General features: G+C 72.7%; 8 protein-coding genes. 7 read left to right on the top strand and 1 reads right to left on the bottom strand.

Features of this window, described 5'->3' with window-relative positions:
• The first annotated feature begins 282 nt into the window (after positions 1 to 282).
• The 6 genes from IH45_RS0141365 to IH45_RS0141340 all read left to right on the top strand — a co-directional run bounded on the left by IH45_RS0141365 (position 283) and on the right by IH45_RS0141340 (position 9866).
• Positions 283 to 2316: a glycogen debranching N-terminal domain-containing protein gene (locus IH45_RS0141365; protein ID WP_030681808.1), complete on the top strand. Its 2034-nt coding sequence runs from the start codon at positions 283 to 285 to the stop codon at positions 2314 to 2316.
• 48 nt (positions 2317 to 2364) lie between these two features.
• A complete protein-coding gene (locus IH45_RS0141360; RefSeq protein ID WP_030681806.1) occupies positions 2365 to 3129 on the top strand; it encodes an NUDIX hydrolase in 765 nt (254 codons plus the stop codon).
• 246 nt (positions 3130 to 3375) lie between these two features.
• A complete protein-coding gene (locus IH45_RS0141355) occupies positions 3376 to 5652 on the top strand; it encodes an ATP-binding cassette domain-containing protein (RefSeq protein WP_030681805.1) in 2277 nt (758 codons plus the stop codon).
• A 161-nt stretch (positions 5653 to 5813) separates the two neighbouring features.
• The gene (locus IH45_RS0141350) at positions 5814 to 6770 is read left to right on the top strand and encodes a FadR/GntR family transcriptional regulator (RefSeq protein WP_234440881.1); all 957 of its coding nucleotides are present in this window, start codon (positions 5814 to 5816) and stop codon (positions 6768 to 6770) included.
• Positions 6771 to 7347: 577 nt separating this feature from the next.
• On the top strand, positions 7348 to 8901 hold the full coding sequence (locus IH45_RS0141345; RefSeq protein WP_030681800.1) for an RNA polymerase sigma factor: 1554 nt from the start codon (positions 7348 to 7350) through the stop codon (positions 8899 to 8901).
• Positions 8902 to 9053: 152 nt separating this feature from the next.
• Positions 9054 to 9866: a S1 family serine peptidase gene (locus IH45_RS0141340; RefSeq protein WP_030681797.1), complete on the top strand. Its 813-nt coding sequence runs from the start codon at positions 9054 to 9056 to the stop codon at positions 9864 to 9866.
• Between the two features lie 208 nt (positions 9867 to 10074).
• Here IH45_RS0141340 and IH45_RS0141335 read toward each other — a convergent pair whose 3' ends face one another.
• Positions 10075 to 10305 (bottom strand): DUF7455 domain-containing protein, encoded by a 231-nt coding sequence (locus IH45_RS0141335; RefSeq protein WP_003981845.1) that lies wholly within the window; start codon positions 10303 to 10305, stop codon positions 10075 to 10077.
• Between the two features lie 445 nt (positions 10306 to 10750).
• Between IH45_RS0141335 and IH45_RS0141330 the strand changes: the two genes are divergently transcribed.
• The coding region (locus IH45_RS0141330) for an ATP-binding protein (RefSeq protein ID WP_030681792.1) at positions 10751 to 11481 on the top strand (731 nt) is incomplete at its 3' end.

Genomic DNA, 11481 nt, shown 5'->3' with positions numbered 1-11481 from the left:
CGGCGGCGCCGACCGCCCCGGCGGACCGCGCGGCACCACGCGCCCGGCCTCCCGTACGGGTACCGGCCGGGCCGGGCGCCGGACGAGCCGCAACGGTGACCGGAGCCGGCCGTGAGCCCGCCGGTGCCGCGGTGCCGGCGTGACCTGGGCGCCGGCCGCGCCGTTCAGCTCTGTGGCGCAGTCCGTTTGGAGCCCAGACCCCAGCAGGGAGCGCAGAGAGTGTCAGGCATGGTCCCCACCACTCAGCCGGCCCGCCGGGCATCCCGCGATCACCGATCCGGGATGCCGCCCCGGCCCCCGGAACCGCAGCCCGTCCACGGGACCCTGATCTGCGTCGCCCTGCCGGCCCTGGCCATCTCCTCCGAGCGGGGCCAGCTCACCGGCCGGGGGACGGACGGCTTCTACCGCGTCGGGCGCCGCGTCCTGTCACGGTGCGAGCTGCGCGCGGGAGGCGCCGAACCCGTGGTGGTGCAGGGGAGGTTGCTGGCCGCGGACCGCGCGCGGTTCGTCGGAACGGTCCGTACGGCCGTCGACCGCGGCCCCGACCCGGAGGTCCGTTTCGAACGGCTGCGGAGCGCCGACGGCGTCGAGCAGATCACGTTCCACAGCAGCGCACCACGCCGGGTGCGGCTGCCCGTGGAGCTGCGGCTGGGCACGGACCTCGCCGAGCTGGGCGCGATCGCCGTCGGCGTCGCGGGCCCCGAGCTGCCCGCCAGCGTCCACGGCTCGGGCCTGCGGTGGTCCGCCGCGGGAGCACACGCGGTGGTCGCCGCCACCCCGGCGCCCTCCGACGTCATGGCCTCGGCCGGACTCCTCTGCTGGGAACTGGACCTGCCGCCCGGCGGACACCACACCATCGAGGTACGCGTCCGGCTGGAGCACGCGACCGCGGGGGCTCCCGCCGGCGGGTCGACCCCGTCGCTCCCGGCCACGCGCGGCGCTGAGCAGCCGCCCCGGCCCTGGTCGGCCGCGCGGCTCCAGTGCGACGACCCACGGGCCGACGCGCTGCTGGCCACCTGTCTCGACGATCTGCGCGGGCTGCTGATGCGCGGCCCCGGCGCCCCTACGGACATGTACCTCGCGGGCGGAGTCCCGTGGCGCTGCGGTCTCTCGCCGGCCGAGGCTCTCTGGGCAGCCCGCATGCTGCTGCCCCTGGGGACCCGGCTCGCGGGGCACACCCTGCGCACGCTCGCGCGCCTCCAACTCGACGGCCCAGGGGCGGAATCCGGCCGAATTCCGGGCGGCCTTCGGGACGCGGGACCGTACGCGCCACCCAGCTGTACGGGCGTCGAGGCGACGCTGTTGTTCCCCACGGTCCTCGCCGAAGCCCGCCGCTGGGGACTGCCCGAGCGCGAGACCGAACAACTGCTCCCGGCGGCGGAGCGCTGCCTGAGATGGCTGCACACCGCCGTCGGCCAGGGGGACGTGTCGGGTGACGGAGCCCTGAGCGGAGGCAGTGGCTACGTCCCCGACCCCGCTCCCGGAGGTCCGTACCGCTGCGCCACACAGGCACACGCGCACCGGGCCGCGCTCCTGGGGGCGGACCTCCTCGACAGCTGCGGGAGACCCGGGGCGTCGGAGCTGCGCGAGTGGGCGGCGGGTCTGCGGGCGAGGTTCCGGGAGGAGTTCTGGATCGAGAGCCGCAGCGGCGGCAGCCCGGCCGCGCTGCGCACCTCCGGCGGGCGCCTGCTGCCGCACCTCGGTTCCACCGCCGCCCACCTCCTGGACACCGGCCTGCTCGGCGGCGGCCGGTCGGCCGTGGGCCTGCTCGATCCGGCACGTACGGAACGGCTCGCACGACTGCTGGGCAGCCCGGCCATGGATTCCGGCTGGGGACTGCGGGGACTCGGGGCCAAGGAGAGCGGCTACAACCCGTTCGGCCATCGCAGCGGTGCCGTGCGGATCCACGAGACGGCCGTCGCCGCCGTCGGCCTGGCCACCGCCGGTCATGAGAAGGAGGCCGGCTCCCTGGTCCGCGGGCTCCTCGACGCGGCGCAGAGCTTCGACTACCGGCTCCCGGAGATGTACGCGGGTGAACAGCGCACCCGCGACGGAGCCCCCGTGCCGCACCCCGCAGCCTGCCACCCGGCGGCCGTGGCCGCCGCGGGCGCGGTGCACGCGCTGACCGCTCTGGCCGGAGTGCGTCCGGACGTGCCCGCGGGGACCGTGGCGGTCCGGCCGGTGGGTGGCGCGCCGCTCGGCGCCATGCAGTTCACCGGGCTCAGCGTCGCCGGGCAGCCGTTCGCCGTACGGATCAGCAGGCTCGGTCTGGGACTGGTGGAGGAGGCCGCGAATGGCTTGCAACTGGGGGCGTGAGGTGCGCCGGGGCCTGATTATCGTCAGGCGGACGACTATGATCGCGCCATGCCTCCCTACGACCCGTCGGCCTTCCCCCCGTTCGCCGTTACCGTCGATCTGGTGGTGCTCACCGTGCGGAGGCACGCGCTGTGCGCGTTGGCCGTGCGCCGGGGCGAGCCGCCGTTCCAGGGACGCTGGGCCCTGCCGGGCGGCTTCGTACGGATCGACGAGGACCTGGAGGCGGCCGCCGCCCGGGAACTGGCCGAGGAGACCGGACTGCACGCCCACTGCCCGGCAGGCCCCCCGCCGCCCTACGGGGCGCATCTGGAACAGCTCGCCACGTACGGCGACCCCAAGCGCGACCCCCGTATGCGCGTGGTCAGCGTCGCCCACCTGGTGCTCGCGCCCGACCTTCCCGCCCCGACGGCGGGCGGCGACGCCCACAGCGCGCGCTGGGCCCCGGTGGAGACACTGCTGGAGCAGGACGGCGGCCTCGGCCGCGAGGGCGAGCAGTCGGCCCCGCTCGCCTTCGACCACGCGCGCATCCTCGCGGACGGCGTGGAACGGGCCCGCTCGAAGATCGAGTACTCCTCGCTCGCCACCGCCTTCTGCCCGCAGGAGTTCACCGTCGGGGAGCTGCGCAGGGTCTACGAAGCGGTGTGGGGCGTGGCGCTGGACCCCCGCAACTTCCACCGCAAGGTGACCGGCACACCGGGCTTCCTGGTACCCACCGGCGGGACGACGACCCGTCAGGGCGGCCGCCCGGCCCAGCTGTTCAGGGCCGGTGGCGCCACGCTGCTCAACCCGCCGATGCTGCGCCCGGAGGTCTGAGGAGCGGGGCGCGGCCGGGCGGGGGCGCGGTTGGACGGGGGAAGGCTGAACGATGCCGAACGGTGCCGTGCGTGTCTCGGGGCGGTGAGCCTTCCAGCCCCCCACACCCCCACCACGTGACACGCATGACGGCCAACCGAGGCGCATTACCGGCAAATCGGACACGCGGCGTTACCGTGGCCGAGTGAGTCCCCACCTCCTGCTTCCCGCCGTTCCCGTAAGGTCCCGCACCCCGTGGGGGCCGAGATGATCCAGGCCATCGGGCTGACCGGCGGTTCCCGCGACGGGCGGCGCCCCGCCGTCGACGATCTGAGCTTCGAGGCCCCCGCCGGCCGGATCACCGTCCTGCTCGGCGCCGCAAGGGCAGGCAAGACCACCGCCCTGCGGCTCATGCTCCAGCTGGAGGGCGGCCGTGGCGTCGCGCTCTTCCGTGGCCGTCCGCTGCACCGCGTACCGAATCCGGCCCGCGAGATCGGTGTGGTCTTCGGAGACGTGCCCGGCCACCCCGGCCGTACGGCGCGCGGGCACCTGCGCATGCTCACCGCCGCGGCCGGAGTGCCGGCGTCGCGCGCTGATGACGTACTGGACGTCGTCGGCCTCAGCGGCCTGGCCGACGAGAAGCTCGGCGCGTTCTCGCGGGGCATGGACCGCAGGCTGGGCCTGGCAGCGGCCCTGCTCGGCGACCCGCACACCCTCCTCCTCGACGAGCCCTCCCGCGACGTGTCCCCACGCGAGGCGGCGTGGCTGCACGGGCTGCTGCAGGGTTACGCGGCGCAGGGCGGAACCGTACTGGTCACCTCCGGCGACGCGCGGGCGGCCGCCCGGCTCGGCCACCGGGTCGTCACCATCGAGGAAGGCAGGCTGGTGGCGGACCAGAGTGCGGCCGACTTCGCCCGCACCCGGTTGCGTCCCCGCGTCGTCGTCCGCTCGCCGCACGCCGACCGGCTCGCGTCGCTGCTCGTGGACGAGTCGCAGCGGGCCCGTCCGGGAGCGGACCCCAGCACCTGCCGCGCGGTCGAAGTCGTACGGGAGAGCGGCAGCCGTATCGCCGTCTACGGGAGCAGCTGCGCGGCCGTGGGGGACACGGCGTTCCGGCACGGCATCCTCGTACACCGGCTCGCCGACGAGGTGGGGGACACCGGGCCGATCGCCCCGCTCACGCGCGCCGACGGACGTGCCCGAAGTGCCGCCGCCCGCGCGGGGCAGGACGCCCCAGACCATGCTGTGAGCACGAGCGACGAGACCGCCGTGCCCGTTGTCTCGGCACCTGCGACCGCCACTGCCGACACGGACGTTGCCCTCATCAGGACTTTCAGCAGGACGACTCCCAGCGAAACCCTGAGCGGGACTGCCGCACTCCCATCGGCAGCACTCCCATCGGCAGTCGGCCCGGACGCCGCCGCAGACCCCCACAACCCCGAGACCCCGACCGCGCCTGATCCTGAGGCCGCGGTCATCACCGACCTCACCCCGGACCCTCCAGCCACCACTCAGCCACCCCCCACCCCAACCCAATTCGTCAACCCCACTCCACCACTCGACCCCACCCAGCCCTCCCCCCAGAGTTCCACCAGCACCACTACCAGCAGCACCGCCAATACCACCAGCACCACCAGCCCCCACGCCCCCGCCCACCCCTCCACCTTCAAGCCCCTGAAGCCCCTCCGCACCTCCCTCTCTCCCGGCGCTCCCGGCCCGGCCCCCGCTTCCCCGGAAGCCGCCGCCCGGCAGCTCGTGAGTCTGCGGCTCGCCGGCCGTGGGCCGGAGTGGCCGTTGCGGTACGAGCTCCGCCGGGCGGCGACCGACCCGGCGGGCATGGTCGTCGCCGTCCTCTCGCTGGCCCTCGCCCTGGTCTTCGCGCTGGTCCTGACCCGCGCCGGTGACCCCCCCCGGGTGCACGTCCTCACCGGGTGGCCGCGTCAACTTCCGTTCCCTCCGGCCGCGCTCGCCGCCGGGCTGATCGGGGCGCTCTCCTTCGGTCAGGAGTTCCGCTACCCGGCCCTCTCGCCCGAGCAGGGCACCGTGCCCCGCCGCCTCGGCCTGCTCGCCGCGAAGCTGCTGGTCAGCGGCGCGGCAGCGGCGCTGCTCGCGGTCGGGACGCTGCTGCTCGACGGCGCCCTGGTGCGCGGCCTGTACGGTGCCGCCGGGCTGCCCCAGGGGGGCGACTGGAAGGTGCTGGCCGTCAGTTGGACGGCCCTCATGGTCGGCTGTGCGTGGGCGGGCGTCCTGGCGGCCGGTGTCTTCCGGTCCACCGCGATGGGGCTGGCGGCGGTGCTCGCCGTACCGGTACTCGTCATGCCGCTCGTGCAGCGGGCGTTGGAGACGCCGGCCGCCCGGCCGCTGGTCGGGGTCCCCGCGCGGCTGCGGTCGGCGGCGCTCATGCAGTGGCCGTCCGGCTTCGACCAGGCGGTCGGTACGGCGCTGCGGCTGGCGGCCCAACCGGTGGGCGGGGCGCTCACGTTGTCGCTCGCCGCACTGGTCTTCGCCTACGCCCTGACCGCCCTGCGCAAGCGGGCCCGCTGACCACGCCCGGCACCGCTCGCGCGGCCACGGCCGACACCCTCCCGAGGGGAGCACCTTTCTTTCCGATAAAGCGTCAATTGGGGAAGGATGGGCGATCACCCTTTCGTGTGCTTTTCACCAAAGACCTCAAGGGGTCCCGGGGCGTCGCCGACAAATGATGCGTGAGTACCCTTGCGCACACCATGATGACCGCGGCTCGCCCCGCCGACTCCGGCCTCGCCGGTCCGGGCGAGCTTGACCGCTACTCCTACGCCCACGCCGCGGGCGCACCCGGCGCCGGCGGGGTCGCCCACGCGCCGGGCGCCGAGCGGGCCGACCGCGTGCCGCCCGTCTGGGACGGGACCGATGCGGACATGGCTCGGGCCGGCCGCCGCGCGGCGGGCAACCGCGGCCGTGGACTGCACGGCCAACTCGTCCAGCAGCTCGGCCAGATGATCGTCTCCGGCGATCTCGGCGCCGACCGTCCGCTCGTGCCCGAGGAGATCGGCCAGCGCTTCGAGGTCTCCCGCACCGTCGTCCGCGAGTCCCTGCGCGTCCTGGAGGCCAAGGGCCTGGTCAGCGCCCGCCCGAACGTCGGCACCCGGGTACGCCCGGTCAGCGACTGGAACCTGCTCGATCCCGACATCATCGAGTGGCGGGCGTACGGTCCGCAGCGCGACGACCAGCGCCGGGAACTGTCCGAGCTGCGCTGGACCATCGAGCCCCTCGCCGCCCGGCTCGCCGCGGGCCACGGCCGCGACGACATCCAGCAGCGCCTCGCCGACATGGTCGAGATCATGGGGCACGCCGCGGCCCAGGGCGACGGGCTGACCTTCGCCCGCGCCGACTCCGAGTTCCACACCCTGCTGCTCCAGCTCGCCGGCAACCGCATGCTGGAGCACCTCTCCGGCATCGTCACCTCCGCCCTGCACGTCTCGGGCGGCCCGTCCGGCGGCTGCGAGCGCCCCGCGGAGAAGACCGTCGGCCAGCACATGCGGATCGTCGACGCGATCGGCGCCGGCGACGCCGCGGGCGCCGAGGCCGCGATGCGGACCCTCCTGGCCGCCCACGGCGAGACCGGCGGCCAGGGAGCCGGCGGCGCCGGGGACCACACCGTCCCGCCGCCCCGCGAGCACTGAGAGCCCGGTGCCGCCGAGGGCCGCGCCCGGTGGAGGGGCCGTACGGCCGGGGAGAGCCGGCTGAGAAGCGCGCGCCCGTACAGGACGGGTGGCGCGCCCGCACGGGGCAGAACGTCTGAAAACGTGCGGTCCGCCCGGGGCGCGGGAAGCGGATGCCAGGCGCACGGAGTGCATGGGGGCGCACAGGGCGTGCGGACGCCGCCGGAGCACACCGGCGCGGGTATTGCCCGTGGCAGTGCGCCGCCGCGGGCGAGCGGCGTCGAGTGAGCCGATGTACGCCAGGCCGCCGGGCCCGGAAGCGTGATCCGGGCCCGGCGTTTGCTTGGGAGGATTGCGCCCCGTAGAGGGGGGAATGTTCCGTTATGCGGTGTGACTCGGGCCACGCAGATTGGGCGTAACGCTCGCCGGGGAGGCGCGATGACTAAAGAGGTGATAGCCGAGGAGGGAATGCGAGCGGCGCTTTCGGCGCTGTTCAACTCCCCGGCTTCCCCCGCGCCGTCGGTCCATTCCCGCCGGCGGTCGTCGGCTCCGATCCACCGTGGACGGGGTCGGAAGCCGTTCCCATCGTTCCGAGAGGTTGTTCGTGTCGGCCAGCACATCCCGTACGCTCCCGCCGGAGATCGCCGAGTCCGAGTCAGTGATGGCGCTCATCGAGCGGGGAAAGGCTGATGGGCAGATCGCCGGCGATGACGTGCGTCGGGCCTTCGAGGCTGACCAGATTCCGCCAACCCAGTGGAAGAACGTTCTGCGCAGCCTCAACCAGATCCTCGACGAGGAGGGTGTGACGCTGATGGTCAGTGCCGCAGAGGCGCCCAAGCGCACCCGCAAGAGCGTCGCAGCGAAGAGTCCGGCGAAGCGCACCGCCACCAAGACCGTCGCGGCCAAGACCGCCACGGTGAAGAAGGCCACCACCGCGGCCGCCCCGCTGGGCGACACGTCGTACGGCGAGGCCGAGGGCGGGCCCGAGAAGAAGACGGTGGCCAAGAAGGCCGCCGCCAAGAAGACGGTCGCGAAGAAGACCGCCGCCAAGAAGACCGTGGCGAAGAAGACCGCCGCCAAGAAGGACGTCGACGACCTTCTCGAGGACGAGCCGATCGAGGAGGCGGCGCCCGCCGGCAAGGGCGAGGCCGCCGAGGTGCCCGAGGGCGCCGAGAACGCCGGCTTCGTGCTGTCCGACGACGACGAGGACGACGCCCCCGCGCAGCAGGTCGCCGCGGCCGGCGCCACCGCCGACCCGGTCAAGGACTACCTCAAGCAGATCGGCAAGGTCCCGCTGCTCAACGCCGAGCAGGAGGTCGAACTCGCCAAGCGCATCGAGGCCGGTCTGTTCGCCGAGGACAAGCTGGCCAACTCCGACAAGCTGGCGCCGAAGCTGAAGCGCGAGCTGGAGATCATCGCCGAGGACGGCCGCCGCGCCAAGAACCACCTGCTGGAGGCCAACCTCCGCCTGGTCGTGTCGCTGGCCAAGCGCTACACCGGCCGCGGCATGCTCTTCCTGGACCTGATCCAGGAGGGCAACCTCGGTCTGATCCGTGCGGTCGAGAAGTTCGACTACACCAAGGGTTACAAGTTCTCCACGTACGCGACGTGGTGGATCCGCCAGGCCATCACCCGCGCCATGGCCGACCAGGCCCGGACGATCCGTATCCCCGTCCACATGGTCGAGGTCATCAACAAGCTGGCCCGTGTGCAGCGCCAGATGCTCCAGGACCTGGGCCGCGAGCCCACCCCGGAGGAGCTGGCCAAGGAACTGGACATGACCCCCGAGAAGGTCATCGAGGTCCAGAAGTACGGCCGTGAGCCGATCTCGCTGCACACCCCGCTGGGCGAGGACGGCGACAGCGAGTTCGGTGACCTGATCGAGGACTCCGAGGCGGTCGTGCCGGCCGACGCGGTCAGCTTCACGCTTCTGCAGGAGCAGCTGCACTCGGTCCTGGACACGCTCAGCGAGCGCGAGGCCGGCGTGGTCTCCATGCGCTTCGGCCTCACCGACGGCCAGCCCAAGACGCTGGACGAGATCGGCAAGGTCTACGGCGTCACGCGTGAGCGCATCCGCCAGATCGAGTCCAAGACGATGTCGAAGCTGCGCCACCCGTCGCGCTCGCAGGTCCTGCGCGACTACCTGGACTGATATCCGGTGCTGCGGCTCCGGACGGCCGTATGAGTGCGCCGCGGGCCCGGCCCTCCCCAGGGAGGGCCGGGCCCGCGGTGTGTCCGGGTGCGCGATGCGCCTGACTGGCTCACCCTGGGTGTGCGAACACTTCCGCACAGTCAGGAGCGTGTATGCGTGCTTTCGTCCGGGCCGCCCTCGGGGCACTCGCCCTCGTCCTCGCCGTGCCGGTCACCGCGCGGGCGGACGAGTCGGTGGTGGGAGGCCGGCCGGTGAAGGTCTCCGACCATCCGTGGATGGTCGCGATCAGCTCGCGCTCGCGCTTCGGCAACGACCGCTCGGGCCAGTTCTGCGGTGGTGTGCTGGTCGGCCGGGCGACGGTGGTGACGGCGGCGCACTGCCTGAGCCGCGCGGTGCTGGGCGTGGAGTGGCAGCAGGTCAAGGACCTGCGCATCATCGTGGGGCGCGAGGACATGCGAGGCCGTGGCGGGCAGGAACTCGTGCCGCGGCGGGTCTGGGTGAATCCGACGTACGACAGCTACAGCAACGCCGGTGACATCGCCGTGCTCACGCTCGCCAAGCAGATGCCGAAGGGCCGGGCCCTGCCGATGGCCAAGGCCGGCGACGCCGGGTACCGGGCCGGTGCGAAGGCGAATGTGTACGGGTGGGGTGACACGACCGGTAACGGTACGTACGCGGCCACGCTCCGGTCGGCGCAGGTCCAGGTGTACTCGAACGCGACCTGTAGCAGGGCGTACCCGGGCAATGCGGACGGGCGGTATTTGGCCGATTCCATGCTGTGCGCGGGAACGCCGCAGGGCGGCCGGGACGCCTGCCAGGGGGACAGCGGCGGGCCGCTGGTGGCGCACGGGCGGCTGATCGGGCTGGTGTCCTGGGGGACCGGATGCGGAAAGGCGGCCAAGCCGGGTGTCTATACGCGCATCTCGGCGATGATGAAGCAGGTGGCCGCCCATGGCGCCGGCTGAGCGCCGTGGCGCGGGCGGGTGGACCGAAGGGGCCGGGACGGTTGGCCCAGGGGCTCCAGGGCGTCACAGGAGGCGCTTGAGGGCACCTCCGTAACGCGGGTGCGAGGGCCGCGGGAGCAGACGAGTGCGGGCGGCTTCCCGGTGGTGCCGGGAAACCGCCCGCCGCACGGCCCTAGGCCGCTGCTCGCTCGTCGTCGGATGCGATGTGTCAGCGTTCCTCATCGGAAGCAGACGCGGGAGAGGCGGTGAGCCGCTCCGTCTCGTCCTGTATTTCCGCGGCGATCTTCTTGAGTTCTGGCTCGAACTTGCGGCCGTGGTGGGCGCAGAAGAGCAGTTCGCCGCCGGACATCAGAACGACGCGCAGGTATGCCTGGGCGCCGCAGCGGTCGCAGCGGTCAGCGGCCGTCAGCGGGCTCGCGGGGGTCAGAACAGTAGTCACGTCGCCTCTTCTCTAGCTCGACGAGCTGTCGTACCAGGGTCAACATCCAACCAGGCCGAAAACGTTCCCGCTCGTGCCTATTCCCTGAAAAAATTTTTCCAAGGACGCCGGGTGTTGCCGGGTGGCGGCGAATGAGCCGTATTGCGTGGTGGTCTGATTCACGTTGGTTGCTGGGCTTTGTCCTCCCGGCTGGCTTGCCGGTTGTTCAAGAGGACGTGCCCGGAGCCTAAATGGTTCATGCCTCGAAGGGAACGTGATGTGCGCGTCACGGCGCTCTCACCCCATCGAGGGATCGAACACGTGAGCGAAAGTCTACTACCATGGACATCGTCACGGGTGGCGTCACTTCGGCTCTACCGGGCCTCGGTACGCTCTGACCGGCGACACCGCCACGACCGGGTCCGCGGAATGCGGACCACCAGTAATTCAGCGAGGAGCGAACCGCGTGACCGCCGAGATGTCCGTGCCGTCCACCGCAGTGCTGACCGGGGCAGACCGGGACGGTTCCAACTACACCGCGCGGAGCCGCGGTCTGATGCACTGCCTGTGGGAGATCATCGACAACTCGGTCGACGAGGCCCTGGGCGGCTACTGCGACCGTATCGAGGTGATCCTCCACGACGACGGCTCGGTGGAGGTCCGCGACAACGGCCGCGGCATCCCGGTCGACGTGGAGCCCAAGACCGGCCTGTCGTTCGGCGGCGGCTCGTATGCGGCCTCCGGCGGTCTGCACGGTGTCGGCGCGTCCGTGGTCAACGCGCTGTCCGCCCGGCTGGACGTCGAGGTGGACCGCAACAGCAAGACCCACTCGATCAGCTTCCGGCGCGGCGTGCCCGGCATCTTCACCGAGTCCGGCCCCGACGCCCCCTTCGATCCGGCCAACGGCCTGCTCAAGGGCAAGCGCATCCCCAAGACCCGTACGGGGACGCGGGTGCGGTACTGGGCGGACCGCCAGATCTTCCTCAAGGACGCCAAGCTGTCCCTGGAGACCCTGCACGCCCGCGCCCGCCAGACCGCCTTCCTGGTCCCGGGCCTGACCCTGATCGTCCGCGACGAGCGCAGCCCGGACGGCCAGGACCCCACCGAGGAGACCTTCCGCTACGACGGCGGCATCAGCGAATTCTGCGAATACCTCGCCCAGGACAAGGCCGTCTGCGACGTCCTGCGCCTGACCGG

Origin of the sequence: Streptomyces rimosus subsp. rimosus, assembly GCF_000720725.1 — a bacterium.
Classification (GTDB): domain Bacteria; phylum Actinomycetota; class Actinomycetes; order Streptomycetales; family Streptomycetaceae; genus Streptomyces; species Streptomyces rimosus_A.
Note: the sequence above shows the minus strand (reverse complement) of the source record. Positions and strands in the feature narration are given on the sequence as shown.